Source organism: Curtobacterium sp. MCBA15_001 (assembly GCF_001864835.1).
Lineage (GTDB): Bacteria > Actinomycetota > Actinomycetes > Actinomycetales > Microbacteriaceae > Curtobacterium.
In genome coordinates this window covers 169703-186560 of the sequence record NZ_MJGI01000027.1, presented here as the reverse complement: position 1 = coordinate 186560, position 16858 = coordinate 169703, and the positions used below count along the sequence as shown (strand labels likewise).

The 16858-nt window shown below is 68.1% G+C and carries 19 protein-coding genes and 2 pseudogenes; 11 read left to right on the top strand and 10 right to left on the bottom strand.

All coding sequences use genetic code 11. From position 1 onward, the window contains the following. Window positions 1–158: 158 nt before the first annotated feature. Window positions 159–1223 carry an amidohydrolase family protein gene (locus BIU90_RS16865; RefSeq protein ID WP_083404046.1) on the bottom strand — a complete coding sequence of 355 codons (1065 nt, stop codon included), beginning with the start codon at window positions 1221–1223 and terminating at the stop codon, window positions 159–161. A gap of 128 nt (window positions 1224–1351) precedes the next feature. Beyond that, a complete protein-coding gene (locus BIU90_RS16860; RefSeq protein WP_139195345.1) occupies window positions 1352–2542 on the bottom strand; it encodes an ABC transporter permease in 1191 nt (396 codons plus the stop codon). A 78-nt stretch (window positions 2543–2620) separates the two neighbouring features. Between BIU90_RS16860 and BIU90_RS16855 the strand changes: the two genes are divergently transcribed. Continuing rightward, the gene (locus BIU90_RS16855; protein WP_139195344.1) at window positions 2621–3238 is read left to right on the top strand and encodes a TetR/AcrR family transcriptional regulator; all 618 of its coding nucleotides are present in this window, start codon (window positions 2621–2623) and stop codon (window positions 3236–3238) included. A 72-nt stretch (window positions 3239–3310) separates the two neighbouring features. On the opposite strand, the gene BIU90_RS16850 is transcribed toward BIU90_RS16855, so the two are convergent. After that, the gene (locus BIU90_RS16850; protein WP_071301368.1) at window positions 3311–3976 is read right to left on the bottom strand and encodes an SDR family oxidoreductase; all 666 of its coding nucleotides are present in this window, start codon (window positions 3974–3976) and stop codon (window positions 3311–3313) included. An 81-nt stretch (window positions 3977–4057) separates the two neighbouring features. Here BIU90_RS16850 and BIU90_RS16845 point away from each other — a divergent pair, with 81 nt between their 5' ends. Further along, window positions 4058–4663 (top strand): TetR/AcrR family transcriptional regulator, encoded by a 606-nt coding sequence (locus BIU90_RS16845; protein WP_254787096.1) that lies wholly within the window; start codon window positions 4058–4060, stop codon window positions 4661–4663. 109 nt (window positions 4664–4772) lie between these two features. Here the strand turns inward: BIU90_RS16845 and BIU90_RS16840 are convergent, their stop codons facing one another. Beyond that, complete coding sequence (locus tag BIU90_RS16840; protein WP_071301366.1) at window positions 4773–5177, bottom strand: MerR family transcriptional regulator; 405 nt, start codon at window positions 5175–5177, stop codon at window positions 4773–4775. A gap of 89 nt (window positions 5178–5266) precedes the next feature. Here BIU90_RS16840 and BIU90_RS16835 point away from each other — a divergent pair, with 89 nt between their 5' ends. Next, a complete protein-coding gene (locus tag BIU90_RS16835) occupies window positions 5267–6250 on the top strand; it encodes an aldo/keto reductase (RefSeq protein WP_071301365.1) in 984 nt (327 codons plus the stop codon). Window positions 6251–6333: 83 nt separating this feature from the next. Here the strand turns inward: BIU90_RS16835 and BIU90_RS16830 are convergent. From BIU90_RS16830 to BIU90_RS19090, 3 genes and pseudogenes are all read right to left on the bottom strand, one after another. After that, window positions 6334–7484, bottom strand: a pseudogene (locus BIU90_RS16830) (IS3 family transposase). A 170-nt stretch (window positions 7485–7654) separates the two neighbouring features. Next, window positions 7655–8179: an aldo/keto reductase gene (locus tag BIU90_RS19095; RefSeq protein ID WP_254787095.1), complete on the bottom strand. Its 525-nt coding sequence runs from the start codon at window positions 8177–8179 to the stop codon at window positions 7655–7657. A 94-nt stretch (window positions 8180–8273) separates the two neighbouring features. Next, window positions 8274–8630, bottom strand: a pseudogene (locus tag BIU90_RS19090) (aldo/keto reductase); the annotation flags it as partial. 209 nt (window positions 8631–8839) lie between these two features. Between BIU90_RS19090 and BIU90_RS16815 the strand changes: the two are divergent. Beyond that, the gene (locus BIU90_RS16815) at window positions 8840–9559 is read left to right on the top strand and encodes an SDR family NAD(P)-dependent oxidoreductase (protein ID WP_368086283.1); all 720 of its coding nucleotides are present in this window, start codon (window positions 8840–8842) and stop codon (window positions 9557–9559) included. On the opposite strand, the gene BIU90_RS16810 is transcribed toward BIU90_RS16815, so the two are convergent. Next, window positions 9560–10444: a helix-turn-helix transcriptional regulator gene (locus tag BIU90_RS16810; protein ID WP_071301363.1), complete on the bottom strand. Its 885-nt coding sequence runs from the start codon at window positions 10442–10444 to the stop codon at window positions 9560–9562. It abuts the gene before it with no gap. Between the two features lie 271 nt (window positions 10445–10715). On the opposite strand from BIU90_RS16810, the gene BIU90_RS16805 reads away from it, so the two are divergent. The 7 genes from BIU90_RS16805 (at window position 10716) to BIU90_RS16775 (ending at window position 15073) form a co-directional block, all read left to right on the top strand. After that, window positions 10716–11915 (top strand): MFS transporter, encoded by a 1200-nt coding sequence (locus BIU90_RS16805; protein ID WP_071301362.1) that lies wholly within the window; start codon window positions 10716–10718, stop codon window positions 11913–11915. Beyond that, the gene (locus tag BIU90_RS16800) at window positions 11912–12136 is read left to right on the top strand and encodes a hypothetical protein (protein WP_071301361.1); all 225 of its coding nucleotides are present in this window, start codon (window positions 11912–11914) and stop codon (window positions 12134–12136) included. The genes BIU90_RS16805 and BIU90_RS16800 overlap by 4 nt, the downstream gene beginning before the upstream one ends. A gap of 23 nt (window positions 12137–12159) precedes the next feature. Further along, window positions 12160–12501, top strand: a complete 342-nt coding sequence (locus BIU90_RS16795; protein WP_071301360.1) for a carboxymuconolactone decarboxylase family protein — start codon at window positions 12160–12162, stop codon at window positions 12499–12501. After that, window positions 12501–12902 (top strand): cupin domain-containing protein, encoded by a 402-nt coding sequence (locus BIU90_RS16790; RefSeq protein WP_071301359.1) that lies wholly within the window; start codon window positions 12501–12503, stop codon window positions 12900–12902. Before BIU90_RS16795 ends, BIU90_RS16790 begins: the two co-directional genes overlap by 1 nt. Next, a complete protein-coding gene (locus tag BIU90_RS16785; RefSeq protein WP_071301358.1) occupies window positions 12899–13291 on the top strand; it encodes a DUF2255 family protein in 393 nt (130 codons plus the stop codon). Before BIU90_RS16790 ends, BIU90_RS16785 begins: the two co-directional genes overlap by 4 nt. Before the next feature lie 64 nt (window positions 13292–13355). Next, entirely contained in the window at window positions 13356–14390 is a 1035-nt protein-coding gene (locus tag BIU90_RS16780) for an alcohol dehydrogenase catalytic domain-containing protein (RefSeq protein WP_083404045.1), read from the top strand. A 161-nt stretch (window positions 14391–14551) separates the two neighbouring features. Next, window positions 14552–15073: a hypothetical protein gene (locus BIU90_RS16775; protein ID WP_071301357.1), complete on the top strand. Its 522-nt coding sequence runs from the start codon at window positions 14552–14554 to the stop codon at window positions 15071–15073. 174 nt (window positions 15074–15247) lie between these two features. On the opposite strand, the gene BIU90_RS16770 is transcribed toward BIU90_RS16775, so the two are convergent. Together BIU90_RS16770 and BIU90_RS16765 are read right to left on the bottom strand one after the other, a co-directional pair. Next, window positions 15248–16009 (bottom strand): hypothetical protein, encoded by a 762-nt coding sequence (locus tag BIU90_RS16770; protein WP_071301356.1) that lies wholly within the window; start codon window positions 16007–16009, stop codon window positions 15248–15250. Further along, window positions 16006–16659, bottom strand: coding sequence for a DedA family protein (locus tag BIU90_RS16765; RefSeq protein ID WP_254787094.1), 654 nt, complete (start codon window positions 16657–16659; stop codon window positions 16006–16008). The genes BIU90_RS16770 and BIU90_RS16765 overlap by 4 nt, the downstream gene beginning before the upstream one ends. Window positions 16660–16858: the final 199 nt, after the last annotated feature.

Here is a 16858-nt window from a genome sequence, read left to right as displayed (position 1 = left end):
TAGCCGATGGGTCATCGGACGCCGCGACCGTCACCGGTAGCAACGGTGAGCGGTAGCGCCTGCGGCACCGCGATGTCGTCGGAGAAGGATGCTCCGATGGGGCGCGCGAGGTCGTGTGCCGACCACGACGCGCTCATCGTCCCGACAGTCCCCCACCATCATTGACGCCTCGGAACGCCGCCGTTCGCCAGGCGTGGGAAGAGCTGTTCGGCGGCTGTTCTGCGTACGTCACCCAGTCGCTCTGCGCCGGGGCCGTCGTAGGTGTCGAGGTCGTGGTCGAAGCGCGCGGTCCAGTCGGGGTGTGCGTAGGGGAAATCGCTGCCGTAGAGGACGTGGCCGGGCTCCGCGAACGCTAGCAGCGACGGCAGCGACGTGGGCGAAGCTGACAGGGCGGTGTCGAAGTAGAACTTGCGCAGGCCCGCTTGGATGCGCTCCGGCGTGGTGCCCGGGTTGAACATCGCGGCAGCGCTGAACCGGCTCGCGGCGTAGGGCAGGAACCCGCCGGCGTGGGAGAGGATCACGCGCAGGTTCGGGTAGCGGTCGAACACCCCGTGCGCGACGAGGTCCACGGCGGTGCGGGTGGTGTCGAACGGGAAGTCCAGCAGTGCGGTGGGCATCCCCGGCAATTGCGTGATCGGTGGTGCGGTGGGGTGCACGAAGACCACGGCTGAGCGTGCCGCGAGCTCTGCCCACAGCGGCTCGTACGCCGGGTCGCCGAGGTACCGTCCGTGCGCGTTCGACAGCAGGAGCACCCCGTCGGCGTGGAGTTCGTCGAGTGCTCGCACAGCCTCGGCGACGGCACCATCGAAGTCCGGCAGCGGCAGCACCGCGAAGTGCCCGAACCGGTCCGGCGCCTCACGGACCAGCTCGGCCTGGTAGTCGTTCAGTTCGCGGGCGAGTTCCCGCGCCGCGGCGTCGTCACCGAAGTGCACGCCGGGTGCGCTGATCGAGAGCATTCCGGTCTCGATCCCCGCCTCGTCCATCATCTCGATCGCCGCTCGGGGGCTCCACTCCGGCATCAGCCAGCCGCCGATGGCCCGAGGCCCTCGTCGCGGCGTTGTCCCGCCGCTTCCACCCCACGGGTCCCACTGCGCGGACCCTCCCGTCGCAGCCGGCGCATCCCCCTGGGCGCCGGCCCCCATGGCTTGCGATCCTGCCGCTGCCAGCGCCTCGAAGTAGCGGGGCGGGAGCAGGTGCTGGTGGACATCGATCTTTCCTGGCATGGAGCGGTCCTCCGATCGTCCTCAGCAATGAGGGCTGGTTGTGTGCAGAAGTGGTTGTCGTGATGGTTCCCGCCGGTCGAACCGGGAGTGGTTCGACCGTTCACGGGCGTCGAGCACGCCCGTCGTGTTCAGGGCGTCGGGGTCAACGGCAGCAAGGCCGCGTTAGGCGAGCCTGCGGCGGACTCGAGGTGGGAGCCCGATGGGCCGGCTGCCGGGCGGGGATCCTGCTCGGAGCGGAGGCCGCCCTTCGGTCGAGCCGCGGCTTCGCGTCGGTTCCGGATGAGCATCGCCGTCAGCGTGAGCAGGATGCCTGCCACGGCCCAGATGCTCAGCCGGATGATCGGGGCGGCGACCGCGGCGCCGTCGAAGTACTGGACGGACCGCAGCAGGTCGAGCGCGTCGCCCTGTGGGAAGACGTAGTAGAGCGTCTGGAAGAAGTCGTTGAGGACGTGGATCCCGAGGGGACCACCGGACGACGTGTTCCCGAGGATCACCAGGGCGAGCGTCATCACCAGAGCCGCGATGGTTCCGCCCAGTGCTGCGACGCCCGTGACCGCTCCCCCGATGGCGAGCCCGGTCAGCCAGAGGATCCCGAACACGGCCCAGGGGCCGACGGTCACCGCTCCGAGTGCGGAGTCGATCCACAGGGTGATCAGACCGGCGAGGAGACCGGTGTAGAGCACGAGGACGATGCTGCGCTCGATGAACTTCGCCGCCGTGTCGACAGTGCCGAGGATGCGTCCGAACACCGTCGCACCGAGGGCGGCCCCCAGGCCGGCGAAGAGGATCGCATAGAACTCGATCGATCCGACCGGGTCCTGCTTCGGCAGGGGTGCGAGGTCTGCGGCCGTGTTGGTGGTCCGCAGTTTCGCTGCGATCGAGTCACCGATACCGGAGATCGCCTGTCCGAGGCCACGGCCGCCGCCGCTGGCGATGTAGGTGGTGACGCCGGCGCCCTTCCCCGGAGCAGGTAACACGACAGCGCCGTCGACGTCGCGGTCGAGCACCGCGGTCCGCGCCTGCTGGTCAGAGGCCACGACGGTGAGGTCCAGCGATCCTTGCTGCTCGAGCGCGACGATCGCGTCAGCGTCGCCGGTGACAGCGAGATGCACGTTGTTCGGCGTCGGGTCGCCGAACGCGCTCGAGTAGCTCGTCAGCATCGCCATCGCGAGGAGCAGGATCGCGATCCCGCCGAGGATCACGTTCCGGTAGCGATGAGCCGATCCCGGCCCTTCGGAGTTCAGCGTTCCGCCCGCGACCGCCGCTTCGAAGGCCGGGTGCTGCGGGCCGTCTCGCCGGTCCGGTGCGGGTTCGGTCACGTGCGTCATGGTGTCCTTTACAGTTGTCCAGTAGATGACGAACGTACATCAGAGCTCTCGGTCTGGCAAGATGGACGCATGACGGAGGGAACACCCACGGCCGCACTCGCGAGCCAGCGGATGGACCCGCGCATCACCCGCACCCGCGCCGCCCTGATCCGGGCGTTGACCGCACTCGTGTCCGAGTCGCCGAAGGGCGAGACGATCTCGATGAGTGCAGTGGCGCAGCGAGCTGGCTTGAGCAGGCAGGCGCTCCACAACCACTACAGCAACGTCGGTGACCTCGCGACAGATGTCTGGATCAGTCGACTCCTCGAAGACCATCTTCCCCTCGACGAGGGCGCGGCGAACCTCGCGCAGGCCCTCACCGACGCCGTTCGCGAACGCGGGATCGAACCGCTGCTCACCGCAGGACGATCGGATCGGGAGTTCTTCGACAAGCTCCGTGCCATCCCGCGCGGCGAGCGGGTCACCGAGGTGCTGGCTTCGGCGATGACGACGTGGCTGACGGAGTCCGATCGCGATGACCCCCGACCGGTGGTCGCACTCAGCGGGGACGCCCGCACCTTCACGATCGGCGGCATGATCGCGCTGGTGTCGACGTGGCAGATGGCCGACGCACCGCCGAGCACCGCCCAGCAGGTCGCCACGCTCCGCACGTTCGTAGCCGCGGCAGCCGGTGCCCGCACCGACTGACGCGCAGAGCGCCACCATGCAGAGTTCGCGGCAGCCACCCGTCCGGGCCGGCCGGCCCGGACGGGTGTGTCGTCAGCCGTCGTGGGCGACGTAGTGCAGTTCGGCGTCCCGCCGCTCGTCATGGAGCTTCACGTACGCCTGCGCGATGACCGCGGGCTCCGCATCCGGTCGCCCACCTCCGATCAGGGCGGTGATCGCGACGAAACCGACGTAGACACCCTTCTCCGCGACGGCGGCACCGAGGTTGAGGATCCAGTTCCGGAGCCCTGCGGCTGCGATGTTGACGTTCCCGCGGACCGGAGTCCGGGCGAGCGCACCACCACCGGTCGTCACGAGGACCGTGCCTGTGCCGGCGGCGATCATGTCGGGCAACACCGCACCGACGGCCGCGATGGCGCCACCGAGGTAGAAGTCGATCTGTGGCTGCAGGTTGTCCATCGTCACATCCACGGCATCGACCGACTCCAGTGCCCGATCCGCCGGCGAGTACTCGAGGACGTCGATCGGACCGAGCGACTCCCGGATCGACCGGAGTGCGCCTCGGATCGTGTCGGGCTCGCTGACGTCGGCGGTGAACCCGCGAGCCTGGATGCCCTCCGCGACGAGCGCACTCGCCAGGGCATCCACCTTCGCCTGGCTGCGGGCAACGAGCGCGACGTCGAAGCCCTTCTTCCCGAAGGCGCGAGCGATCTCGAGACCCAGTCCGGGTCCCGCGCCGATGATGGTGATGAGGGGCATGATGTGTCCTTTCGTGGCCCACCGCCGGGCCCTGCAAGCTGGTGCGGTAAGTTGAGAACGTCCTCAAATCCACTGCAGCATATGTTGAGACCGCCCTCAAGATCCTTCGGAGTCGCTGTGAGCACCCCACCCCGCCTGCGCCGAGACGCGCAGGCGAACGTCGAGAAGCTCCGCGCTGCCGCCATCGCCGTCTTCTCAAAGCGAGGGCTCTCTGCGCCACTGGAGGACATCGCGCGCGAAGCCGGGGTGAGCATCGGGACGCTCTACAACCGCATCGGGACGCGGGAATCACTCATCGACGCCGTCGTGCCCGACATCGCCGGCGCGAAACTCAGGACCCTCCGAGAACGGACACTGTCCGAGACCACTCCCCGTGCGCAATTGGAGACCTTCATCACTGAGATGATCGAACTCCAGCGAAGCGACCCAGCCATGAACGACGCAATGCTGCGGCGCTACCCGAACGCTGTGCTCCTCATCAACGCGTGCGAACGATCCATGGCGCTCGGCGCGGAACTCGTCGCCAACGCTCACACGGCAGGCGTGCTCGCCGAGGACTTCACCACCGAGGACCTCTTGACCGTCCTGTGGCTGGCCGGGATGGCCAGCCATGACCCTGCCGCTCCGGACGGGTGGCGCCGTGTCGTCGACCGGAGCATCTCCACTGCCTGGACCGTCCAGGGCTGACGCCGCGACGAGCCTCGCGTCCGCACGACGCCTGTGCGGCACTGAAACTCACACCGCCAAGCTAGCGCTAACCCCGTCCCGATAGCCGATGGTCAACCGGGCAGAAAGGTCATGACGCCGATCGGCCGGTCGCGGCGATGGTCTCGCGGTACGCCTCGATCTTCCGTTCCAGCGCCGCGAGGTGCCGCTGCACCTCCGCCTGCCGAGCGAGGACGGTCGCGTGGTGCTGCTCGAGGAGTGCGAGCCGTGCGACGTCGTCAGCACCAGCTCTGTACGCGGCCGCGTACTCGCGCATCTCCTGCACGCTCATCCCGGTCCCACGGAGCATCACCGTCCCGGCGAGCCAGCTCAGCGCAGCTGTGTCATATCGTCGCCACCCGTCCTGCCCACGATCAGGAGCCGGCGCGATGCCTTCCTTCTCGTAGTAGCGGATCGTGTCGACGGTGATGCCGAGCAATGCCGCCGCGGCGCTGATCGTGACCGACTCGTCGACGCGGACCTCGGGAAGCAGCATGGGTGGAGTCTCTCACTTGACATGGTGCGCACACCAGGGTGGAGGGTCGTCATCGTCCGGGCGATCCCGGCGACGAACGGAGAACACGCATGCAGCAGATCCCTCTCGGCTCCCAGGGCCTCGTCACGTCCGCCCTCGGGCTTGGATGCATGGGGATGAGCGCCTTCTACGGCGGCGCCACCGAAGCCGGCTCCGCCGAGACCATCCGTCGAGCCCTCGACCTCGGGATCACCCTGTTCGACACCGCAGAAGCGTACGGGCCGTTCGAGAACGAGAAGCTCCTCGGCCACGTGCTCGGCTCGGATCGGGACCGCGTGATCGTCGCGTCGAAGTTCGCCACCGACTTCACCGACGACGGCACACCAATCGGCCTCGACGGGTCCCCGGACCACGCGCGCCGCGCGATCGACCGGTCCCTCAGCCACCTCGGCACCGACCACGTCGACCTCTGGTACCTGCACCGGGCAGACCCGAACGTCCCGATCGAGGACACCATCGGCGCGATGGCTGAAGCCGTCACTGCTGGCAAGGCCCGCTACATCGGGGTCTCCGAGACCTCGGCCGAGACCCTGCGCCGTGCGCACGCGACGTTCCCGATCACGGCAATCCAGTCCGAGTACAGCCTCTTCGAGCGCGACGCCGAACACAACGGCGTCCTCGACACCGCTTCGGAGCTCGGCATCGGGTTCGTGCCCTTCTCCCCGCTCGGCCGCGGGTTCCTCTCCGGCACCCTCACCCGCAAGGACGACCTCCCCGAGGGCGACGCACGGCGGAACCTCCCCCGCTTCTCCGACGAGGCGATCGACGCGAACCTCCGCATCGTCGGCGCGCTCAAGGTCATCGCCGACGAGAAGAGCGTCACGACCGCGCAGCTCGCCCTCGCGTGGCTGATCCAGGCCGGCACCGTTCCGATCCCCGGGACCACGAAGGCGTCCCGGGTCGAGGAGAACGTCGCCGCCGCCGACGTCGTCCTCACAACTGGCGACCTCGAACGCATCGAAGCGGTCTCCCCGCACGGCGTGGCCGTCGGTACCCGCAACACCGAAGCAGGAATGGCCCGCGACCGCGGCTGAGCCGAACGCCCCGCAGCACCAGGAGGTACAGCGGGGCGTCCGTCGCGTCCGGGACTGCTGCAGGTTGGGTTGACTCGTCGGTTTTAGGCCGCGAGTGCTGCCTGTGGGTTGATGATTGCTTCGTACTCGATGGGCGTCAACTTCCCGAGACCGCGCTGTCGGCGCTTTCGGTGGTAGGTGCCCTCGATCCAGCGCACGATCGCGCGCCGCAGTTGCTCACGAGAAGTCCATCGGTGCCGGTTGAGGACGTTCTTCTGCAGCAGCGCGAAGAACGACTCCATTGCCGCGTTGTCCGCGCACGCCCCGACCCTGCCCATCGACCCCAGCAGCCCGGCATCCGACAGCACTCGAACGAACTTCTTGGACCGGAACTGGCTGCCGCGATCCGAATGAACCACGGTGTGGAGCGGGTCGCGGCGAGCGATTGCCATCTCGAGTGCCGCGACGGCGAGCGAGGATCGCATCCGAGAGTCGATGGAGTAGCCGACGATCCGGCGGGAGCACGCGTCCTTCACGGCGCAGAGGTAGAGCTTGCCCTCGCCCGTGTTGTGCTCGGTGATGTCGGTCAGCCACAGCTTGTTCAGATCCGGCGCGGTAAACGCCCTCCGCACCCGATCGTCATGCACTGGTGGTCCGGCCTTCCGGGTCAGGCCCCGTTTCTTCGCGTGCAGTGACTAGAGCCGCTGCTGCGAGCACAGACGCCAGACGCGCCGCTCCGAGACGAGCAGGCCGGCTCCGCGGAGGTCGTCGGCGATGAACCGGTACCCGAACGTCGGGTCGTCGCGGTGCGCGTCGACCGCGGCATTGGTCAGGTGCGCGTTGTCCCAATCGCGGCGGCTCACCGGGTCCTTCCGCCAGGCATAGAACGCCTGCTTCGTGAAACCCAACACCCGGCAGGCCACCGCGACCGGGATCCGGTCGGCGGCGAGTTCAAGGACCAGCGGGTACATCATTTTGGGAGATGGGCTTGGGAGAGATACGCGGCAGCACGGCGGAGGATCTCGTTCTCCTGCTCGAGCAGCCGGTTCCGTTTCCGCAGTTCTAGCAGCTCCACGTTCTCCGCAGTCGTGACGCCCGGCTTGACGCCATCGTCGACGTCGGCGCGGCGGAGCCAGTTCGTCACCGTTCCCTCGGATATCCCGAAGTCCTTCACCACTTGATGCAGCGGGATCTCGCCCCGGCGGGCAACCGCGACCACATCGCGTCGGAACTCCTTCGGATAGGGCTTGGCCATGATCGACATCCTTCCACCGAGGATCAAGTCCTCAGAGGTCAGGAGTCAACGGAACCTGCAGCAGTCCCGTGAGTAGGTCGATGGTGTGCTGGCTGGCGCGGGGCATGGTGGACGTCCTTCGGTGGTGTTGGTGATGTGGGGAGAGGCGAGCGTGCTCGAGCGGCTGTGTGTCAGGCGGGCCCGTTGCCTGCTCGGTGGAGGAACGCTGGCTCTTGCGCGCTGAGCGCGGTGAGCGCGGTGAGCTGCTCGGGGCTGAGGTCGATGTCCGCGGCGGTCGCGTTGGCGCGGAGCTCGTCGGCTGATTCCGGGCCGATGATGACTGAGGCGACTGCCGGGCGGGCCAGCAGCCAAGCAAGTGACACCTGGTAGGGGTGCAGGCCCCAGGAGTGGCTGAGTCGGTCGACCTCGCGGGCGATCGCGATTTCATGGTCCGGGAAGCCTGGCTGACCGAATCGTTGGTCACCGGAGATAGGACGGTCGAGGACGGCGAGGTCAGCGAGGAGACCGCCGTGCAGGGGTGCGTAGGGGACGATGGAGACGCCGAACTGCGTGCAGGCGGCTGCGAGCTCGCGTTCTGCGGCGCGGTCGATGAGGTTGTACTTCACCTCGGCGACCACAGGTGCGTGCAGCCGTCGGTCGTCGGCGATCCAGAGGGCGTGGGTGAGCTGCCAGGCGGGGTGGTTCGACAGCCCCACGGCGCGGATCTTGCCTTGCCGGATCAAGGTCGTCGTACACGGCGAGTGTCCCGTCGAGGGGTGTGTCTGGGTCGGGGTCGTGGGCGTAGTACAGATCGATGAAGTCGGTCTCGAGGCGGCGGAGGCTGGTCTCGACCTGGCGGATGATGTGCCGGCGCGAGAGGCCGCGCTGGTTTACGTCGTGTCCGATGACGCCGTTGGACTTGGTAGCGATGACCGTGTTGTCGCGTCGGCCGCGGAGCGCCCGTCCAAGGATCTGCTCCGCCGGTTCCCGGTCGGCTGCTGCGGGAGCGCCGGGACGGTCGAAGACGGGCATGTTCCCGTACACGTCGGCGGTGTCGATGAAATTGATGCCGAGATCCTGCGCTGCGCCGATGACCTGGTCAGCGTCCTGCGCGGTCGGGGCGACGCCGAAGGTCGCGGTTCCGAGGCAGATGCGGGACACCTTCATGCCGGTGCGTCCGAGAACGGAGTACTTCATCGTGGATTCGCTTCCCGAAGCGCTGACGCACTCCTGTGTGCCGAGACGGGCGCGCCGGTGAGGGGCGCCGTCGGGGTTCGTGCAGTGACGCTATGGCGGGACGGGCCGAGTTGCGATGCCCTCTCAGGGCACCGGTACGGGTGCCGGAGCGGAGCACGATGAGTGGCAAGGCACGCATCTTGGTTACCGGTTCCACCGACGGGCTCGGGCGAGCGACCGCGGACACGTTGCTCCGTCAGGGGCACGACGTCATCGTGCACGCCCGCTCCGCTCATCGCGCGGAAGCGATCGCGGACCTCACTGGGCGCGGCGCCGACCTAGTCGTGGCGGACTTCGCCAACCGCGACGAGGTGCACGCTGCCGCGGAGCAGCTGCAGGCCGGGGCGCCCATTGATGGCGTCGTCCACAACGCCGGCGTCATCTCGGGCACCGCAATCGTCCCGGTGAACGTTGTGGCGCCGTACTTGCTCACGGCGTTGCTGCGGAGCCAGAGCAGGCACGTCTACCTCAGCAGCAGCATGCACCGCGGCGGCTCCGCGCGGCTCGACGGCGTGGACTGGGAAGGTGGGTCGTCGTCGAGCAGCTACTCGGATAGCAAGCTGTTCGTCACAGCGTTCGCTGCGGCGGTCGCAGCCCGGTGGTCCGGCGTGCAGGCGAACGCGGTCGACCCGGGCTGGGTGCCGACGAAGATGGGCGGCGCCGGCGCATCGGACGACCTGGAGCTCGGCCACCGCACGCAGGAACGACTGATCGCCGATCCGGACGCCTCGGTCAGCGGCGGCTACTGGTTCCACGACCGGCAGCAGGACCCACATCCGGCCGTCCGGGACCCGCAGTTCCAGGACGCACTGCTGCGTGCGCTGGAGGCCGCGACCGGTGTTGCGTTACCGGAACGCTGATCAGTCGACGTCGATGTCCGCGGCGGCGCTGGTCGGAGCGGCCGCCCACGACGCCAGCAACGCGAGCCGCTCCGCGGTCGGAGTGCCGGGTTCTGCGGTGTAGACCATCAGCACCGTGCCGGGGTCGGCGGTGATCATCAACTCCTCGTAGAACAGCACCAGTTCCCCTACTTCTGGGTGGTGGAAGCGCTTGGTGCCGGACCCGTGGGAGCGCACATCGTGTGCACTCCACAGACGACGGAACACGTCGCTGCGGGTCGAGAGCTCTCCGACGAGTTCCTGCAGCTCGGTGTCGTGCGGGTCTCGTCCCGCTTCGGCACGCATCACGGCGACGCACATCTCGGAGAACAGGTCCCAGTCGGGGTAAAAGTCGCGGGATGCCGGGTCGAGGAACTGGAACCGAGCGAGGTTGGGGATGCCGGTCCCGTCACCGATGACCGTTGTGTAGAACGCCTTCGCGAGCTGATTGGTCGCGAGGAGGTTCTGCCGTTGATCACGGACGACCGCGATGCCGTCGTGGATGGTGCCGAGAACCTGCTGGATGCTCTGCCGTTGCGCCGCGCGCGGGGACCGGCGCCCCCGGGGCCGAGCGGCGAGCGTGTTGCCGTCCGCTGCGCGAGCGAGATCGAACAGGTGGCTCCGCTCGGGTTCTGTCAGCTGCAGGGCACGCGCGAGCGCTTCGAGGACCGCCGTCGATGCGCCGGCGATCTGTCCGCGTTCGATGCGGCCGTAGTACTCCACGCTCAGGCCCGCCAGCGCGGCGACTTCCCCGCGACGGAGGCCGGCGACGCGGCGCCGGCCGCCGCCGGGCAGACCAGCCTGCTCCGGTGCCAGGCGTGCACGCCGTGACATCAGGAACTCGCGCACTTCCGTCTTGTTGTCCACGCCGTCAGGGTACGGCCGGCCCGCACCCGCGAGACGTTCCCTGTCAAGGCACGTCTTGATAGGGCGTCGCTTCGACCACGCCGCGGTGGTGTCGTAGTTGCTGCGGGGCGAAGCCCCGCAACCGACAACGGACGGTCAGTCAGCGACGCCAGTGCTGCTACGCGCTCGGAGCTGAATGATCAGCAACGTCCTCTCAGACCGGTGCAGTGCTGGCGCCGTCCCCCCACCGCGCCAGCGCTGCACCACCCAATGACCCTCTCAGGAGTACCCGATGGCTCTTCCCCGGCTGACGTTCCCGCTGACCGCGGGCACGTTCCTGATGGGGACCACGGAGTTCGTCGTCGCCGGCCTCCTGCCCGACCTTGCCCGCACGTTCGGCACCTCCGTCGGCCATGCGGGCCTGGCAATCACAGTCTTCGCGATCGGCATGGTCGTGGGCCCACCAGTCATCACGCTCGCCACGCTCCGGGTGTCACGCCGCGCGGTGCTCATCGCGGCGCTGCTGACCTTCGCCGCAGGCCAGATCCTCGCCGCGACCGTTCCGGTGTTCGCGGTGTTCCTCGTCGCCCGGTTCGTCACGGCCCTCGCGACCGGAGCATTCTGGGCGATCGCGTCCGTCGTCGCGGCGAAAGCCGCCGGCCCCACCGCCGCAGCTCGAACGCTCGGCGTCGTCATCGGCGGCGGCAACATCGCCAACGTCCTCGGCGTCCCACTCGGCGCCCTCGCAGGCCTGCTCGTCGGATGGCAGGCCGTGTTCTGGGCGCTCGCGTTCCTCGCACTCCTGCTCGTCATACCGATCTGCCAACTCGTGGAACCGTCCGCAGAAACCACGCGGGTGTCGCTCCGTGCCGAATTCCGCGGACTGCGCTCCGGTCAACTGTGGCTCGTCCTCGCCACCACCGCGTGCATCACGGGCGGGGTGCTCTCCTCCTACGGGTACATCAGCCCGCTCCTCACCGACCGCGCCGACCTCCCCGAGACCGCCGTACCAATCGCACTGGTCGTCTTCGGCGCGGGGTCCGTGATCGGCAGCATCCTCGGCGGCCGCGCCGGCGACCGCCGGCCGTACGGCGCAGCGCTCAGCTTCGGCGCGATCACCCTCGTCGCGACGATTGCGATTGCGGTGACGTCAACGAAGCCGACCCTGGTACTGATCAGCTTCGGCGTCCTCGGCCTGGTCGGATTCTCCGCCAACCCGATCCTCATCGCCCTCGCCACCAAAGTCGGCGGGGACGCACCGAACCTCACCACCGCGATGCCAACCAGCACCTTCAACCTCGGCACCGCCATCGGCACCGGAATCGCCGCCGCCGCACTACAGGGGCCGCTCGGACCACTCGGCCCGGTCACCGTTGGCATCGTCTCCGCCGCGCTCATGCTCGTCCCGCTCAGCATCCTTGCACTGCACGTCCGCGCCACAGCCGCCTCAGAGGACGCGAGCTTAATTTCCTTCGGATCGGGCAGCCGATGACCGAAACGGCTCCGCACGACGTGCGCCAGTTCCAAGCGGACGCCCGCACCGAGATCCGCCACCTCACCGGCGAAGAAGCACACCGTGCGCGCCAGGAGCACATCGCCGCGGACATGGTCCTCGCCCCACTCGGGACAATCACGGCGCTACCCCTGCTCGCCCCGATCCTGACCGCCGTGCGCCGCTGCCTATCGGAGTTGCGCGAACGATGGCTGCAGTAACGACCCCACCCAGGAAGGACCCCATGCCTGAACAAGCACGACAGATCGGCGGCGGACGCCGCACCCTCGGCGACTTCGCCCCGAAGCTCGCCGAACTCACCGACGACGTCCTCTTCGACGACGTCTGGAACCGCCCCGACCTATCCGCCCGCGACCGCAGCCTCATCACCGTCGCCGTCCTCGCCGCCAGCGGCGACCTCGCCCAACTCGAGTTCCACCTCGGACGGGCCGTCGAGAACGGTCTCACCCGGACAGAACTCATCGAAGCCATCACGCACGTGACCTTCTACGCCGGCTGGCCGAAGGGCATGGGCGCGATGGGCGTCACCAAGAAGGTCCTCGGGACCGAGGAAGCAGAGAACTGATGAACATCGAACCCACCAACCCGACCAGCAAGAACCCGCCGGAGCGGTTCGCCGGCGACGTGTGGCTCGACCCCATCGCGCTCCCACACGAAGACGGCCAGCACATGGTCGTCGCGACCGTCCGGTTCGCCCCCGGCACCCGCACCGCGTGGCACTCCCACAAGAAGGGCCAGTACCTCCGCGTCACCCAGGGCGTCGGCCGCTTCGGAACCCGCGACGGCAACACCATCGACGTGCACCCCGGGCAGACGATCTACACCCCGCCCGGCGAGGAACACTGGCACGCCGCCGCACCGGAGATGTTCATGGAGCACATCGCGATGCTCGAGAACGGCGACGACCCCGCCGCCACTACTACGTGGCTCGAGCACATCACCGACGACCAGTTCAACGGCGCATGACCGACAACCCCGCATCGGCGTGGCCGGAGGACTTGCTGAACGCGATCGCCACCAGCGACGACCTGCACGTGGCGCCGTTCCGCGAGGACCGTCGCACCTACGGAACCCCCACCTGGATCTGGTCCGTCGTTGTCGACGGAGCACTGTACGCCCGCGCCTGGCACGGACGCCGGTCCCGCTGGTTCCAAGCAGCTCTCACCCAGCACGCCGGCCGCATCACTGCCGCTGGCGCTGAGCACGACGTCCGATTCGAGCAAGCGGACCCGTCCGTCAACGCACGTGTCGACGCCGCCTACGAACGCAAGTACGCCGGGAGTCCCTACCTGCCGCCGATGCTGCAGGACGGCCCCACCAGCGCCACAGTGCAGATCCTCCCCACCACCCGCTGACCACCCCGAACCCACACACCCAGCGAGCTCGGCACCCGCCGAACCGCAGGAAAGGACCCACCCCATGAAGGCCACCCTCATGTACGGCGCCGGCAACGTCCGCGTCGTCGACGTCGCCGAGCCCGTCATCCAAAACCCCACCGACGCGATCATCCGAGTCACCTACGCCTGCGTCTGCGGATCCGACCTCCATCCGTACCACGACCTGCCGGACACCCCCGAGGGCCGGCGCATGGGCCACGAGGCCATCGGCGTCATCGAGCAGATCGGCGACGACGTCACCACCCTCACCGTCGGCGACACCGTCATCGTCCCGTTTGCCTGGTCCGACGGCACCTGCGCGTTCTGCCGCGACGGCATCACCACCTCCTGCGTGCACGGCGGCTTCTTCGACGGCGCCCCCTCGGCAACCCAGGCGGAGAAGCTCCTCGTCCCCTACGCCGACGGCACCGCCGTCACCATCCCCGCAGGCACTGATGAGTCACTGATGCCGTCCCTGCTGACCCTGTCCGACGTGTACCTGACCGGGTACCACGCCGCCGAGAAGGGTGGCGTCGCACCGGGGAAGACGGTCACCGTGATCGGTGATGGCGCGGTCGGACTCTCCGCCGTCCTCGCGTCGAAGCAGCTCGGTGCCGAGAAGATCATCCTCATGGGACGCCACACCGACCGCACCGATCTCGGCCGCCAGTTCGGCGCCACCCACGTGATCGCTGAGCGCGGCGATGACGGTGTTGCGAAGGCGATGGAACTGACCGACGGGGAAGGCTCACACGTCGTTCTCGAAGCTGTCGGGCACATGCCTGCGTACGAGCAGTCCTACGGCATCGTCCGCCCCGGCGGCACGATCAGCCGCGTCGGCGTCCCGCAGTACGAGGACGCCCCGGTCGGCTTCACGTCGCTCTTCGGTAAGAACGCCACCCTCACAGGCGGTCCGGCGACGGTTCGTGCGTACCTCGAGGCGGTCCTCCCGCAGGTGCTCGACGGCACCATCGAACCGGGCAAGGTGTTCGACCGAGAGCTGCCCCTCGACGACATCGCCGAGGGCTACCGCCTGATGAACTCCCGCGAAGCACTCAAGGTGTTGATCCGGCCGTAATCCAGAACCCCGGGCTGCGTAGCGGCCCGGGGTCGCCAACTCCTTCTGGCGACACGAAGCCCCGGCAGTCCATCGCCAACCGAACGTCGTGAGTGTCCGTCTGCCAAGGAACTGCGGTGATAACTGGCGATAGTCAGTGGGCAGGCATACGAAGGTGAATCATGGGCTCCGCGGCAGACGATTCCGACCTGGAATTCCTGGAACAAGCGCAGGCGATGCGAGAGTTGCTTCCGTACCTTCGGACCCTCGTGGGTGACTCCGCAACCGTCACCGCCCGCAATCACTGGGTAACGGAACCGGACGGCAGCGTGGACCGAGGCCGATCGCCGTCGACTCGCTCGGTGCTCGTCCGGCCTCACAACCCAGCGGCTCTGGCCGTCGATCTCACCTGCGAGCAGTGGATCGTCGTCGAGGTCGGGCGAGTCGGCGGCCGATGGGAACTGGGCTACGAAGACGCTGACGTCGCGCAAGCCAAACGCCTCCTCGACGCCGCTGTCGCCGGCCGCGTGGCGGAAACCTTCGCTCTTGGTCGGTCGCGAGTCGTTGTGACCCTCACCGACGGGAGCACCGAGACCGAGACCGGGTACCAGGGCTGCTTGACCTCCTTGGTTCCTCTGCCGGGATGGAAGAAATGGGGCCGGACAACCCAGTACGAGCCCTACCGATCGATCGTCGCTGACTGAGGCCAGCCACCCGCGCCCGTCCGATAGGCGATCGACTATCGAGACAACGTCGAGGGCTTTCCGTCGAGTCGGTTGAAACCCGCCAAACGCACTCTTGTAGGTGTGCGCAGCTTCGTTCTGTGTCGTCCTTCTGGCTTCGCTTTGTGCCGTGACCGCGTCCCGGTAGCTGATGGGTCAGCGGACAGTTCCGGCCGATGGTGCTGGCTGCGTCGAGTTCTTCCAACTCACCGTGAAGGCAATGGCAATGAGGAGGACAGCGCTGACGAGTCCGGTGCCCGCGTCGAGGCCGCCTCGAGAGTGTGGGACGGCGATGTAGTCGGCGAAGGATGCGCCGATGGGTCGGGTGAGGACGTACGCGGTCCAGAACGCTGTGACAGGGCCGAGGACCGCTGTTGCCCGTGCGAGGACAACGACGATCATCGCGGCGACGAACACGAGACCGCCGCTGAGGTAGCCGAGGTGGAAGGTGCTGGCGGCGAGGTCTCCGGCGGCGGTCCCCATTGCGAACGTCGTGATCACGGCGGCCCAGTAGAACAGTTGCCGACGGATGCTGGTGATCGTGTGCACGTCGACGGTTCCCTCGACGCGCCGCCACAGGATGAACACGGCGACGAGTGCTGCGAGGAACACGGGCGTCGACACCGCGTAGGGGACGCCGAGCGCGACGTGGGTGACGTCGGCGACCATGGTGCCGAAGACTCCCACCATGGAAACGGTGCCCCAGTACAACCAGGGCCGGTATCGGTCCGCCCGCAGCTGGACGATGAGGATCACCGCGAAGAGGACCGCGGTGATCAGCACGGTCGGGACGGGGGCGAAGCGCGTGACGAGGAAGTCGGAGAGTGCTTCACCCATCCCGGTGGTGAGGACCTTGATCAGCCAGAACGATGCGGTGGGTTCCGGCACCCGGTTCAGCTCGCCTCGCGTGGTGCTCACTGCTCGCGGGCCGTCCGCTCAGCGGATGCGGGCGCAGACGTGTCGCGGTTCCTCCGAGCGACGTGGCGGCGGCGGAATGCGCCGATGACGATCGGGAGGATCGAGAACAGGATGATGACGATCATCAGCGCGTCGATGTTGTGGGCGATGAGCGGGATGCCGCCGAGGAGGACGCCGACGGCGGTCAGGCCGCAGGCCCAGGAGATCGCGCCGATGAGGTTGAAGAGCAGAAACCGGCGGTAGTGCATTTGCGCGGTGCCGGCGGCGAGGGGGACGTAGGTGCGGACGATCGGGACGAACCGGCCGAGGATCAGGCTGAGGCCGCCCCACTTGGTGAAGAACGCCTCAGCTTCGTCGAGTCGAGCGGTGGTGAGGATGCGGCCGTCGTCCTTGAACAGGCGTCGCCCGACGCGCTTCCCGATCCAGTAGCCGACCTGGTCGCCGGCGATCGCGGCGATCGCGGCAACGATGGCGACCTGCCACGGTGTCACACCGAGGGTGCTGCTGATGATCGCGGCGGTGACGAGGAGCGAGTCTCCGGGCAGGAAGGGGAACAAGACCCCGGACTCGATGAAGATCAGCAGCGCGATCCCGGCGAGGACGTATGGGCCAAACGCGTGCAGCACGGAGGCTGCGTCGAACAGGCTCACTGCGAGGGGAACGGTGTGGAGCACGGGGTGCCTTCCACGGGACGGGCTGGTGCCGCCGCCATTCGAGTCGACGGCGGCACCAGCGAACTGGGTCAGACGGTGAGTCGGCTGCGCTGCGCGGGTTCCTCGCGGCGGAGCCGGATCACGAGGAAGCTGATGATCGCGGCGATGACGGCGAAGAACACGACGCTCGTGGTGA

Excerpts from the sequence above, each read along its gene's own strand:
- BIU90_RS16865 (WP_083404046.1), bottom strand. The coding sequence starts at position 1,223 with ATGCCAGGAAAGATCGATGTCCACCAGCACCTGCTCCCGCCCCGCTAC.
- BIU90_RS16855 (WP_139195344.1), top strand. The coding sequence starts at position 2,621 with ATGACGGAGGGAACACCCACGGCCGCACTCGCGAGCCAGCGGATGGAC.
- BIU90_RS16850 (WP_071301368.1), bottom strand. The coding sequence starts at position 3,976 with ATGCCCCTCATCACCATCATCGGCGCGGGACCCGGACTGGGTCTCGAG.
- BIU90_RS16845 (WP_254787096.1), top strand. The coding sequence starts at position 4,058 with ATGTTGAGACCGCCCTCAAGATCCTTCGGAGTCGCTGTGAGCACCCCA.
- BIU90_RS16840 (WP_071301366.1), bottom strand. The coding sequence starts at position 5,177 with ATGCTGCTTCCCGAGGTCCGCGTCGACGAGTCGGTCACGATCAGCGCC.
- BIU90_RS16835 (WP_071301365.1), top strand. The coding sequence starts at position 5,267 with ATGCAGCAGATCCCTCTCGGCTCCCAGGGCCTCGTCACGTCCGCCCTC.
- BIU90_RS16805 (WP_071301362.1), top strand. The coding sequence starts at position 10,716 with ATGGCTCTTCCCCGGCTGACGTTCCCGCTGACCGCGGGCACGTTCCTG.
- BIU90_RS16800 (WP_071301361.1), top strand. The coding sequence starts at position 11,912 with ATGACCGAAACGGCTCCGCACGACGTGCGCCAGTTCCAAGCGGACGCC.
- BIU90_RS16795 (WP_071301360.1), top strand. The coding sequence starts at position 12,160 with ATGCCTGAACAAGCACGACAGATCGGCGGCGGACGCCGCACCCTCGGC.
- BIU90_RS16790 (WP_071301359.1), top strand. The coding sequence starts at position 12,501 with ATGAACATCGAACCCACCAACCCGACCAGCAAGAACCCGCCGGAGCGG.
- BIU90_RS16785 (WP_071301358.1), top strand. The coding sequence starts at position 12,899 with ATGACCGACAACCCCGCATCGGCGTGGCCGGAGGACTTGCTGAACGCG.
- BIU90_RS16780 (WP_083404045.1), top strand. The coding sequence starts at position 13,356 with ATGAAGGCCACCCTCATGTACGGCGCCGGCAACGTCCGCGTCGTCGAC.
- BIU90_RS16775 (WP_071301357.1), top strand. The coding sequence starts at position 14,552 with ATGGGCTCCGCGGCAGACGATTCCGACCTGGAATTCCTGGAACAAGCG.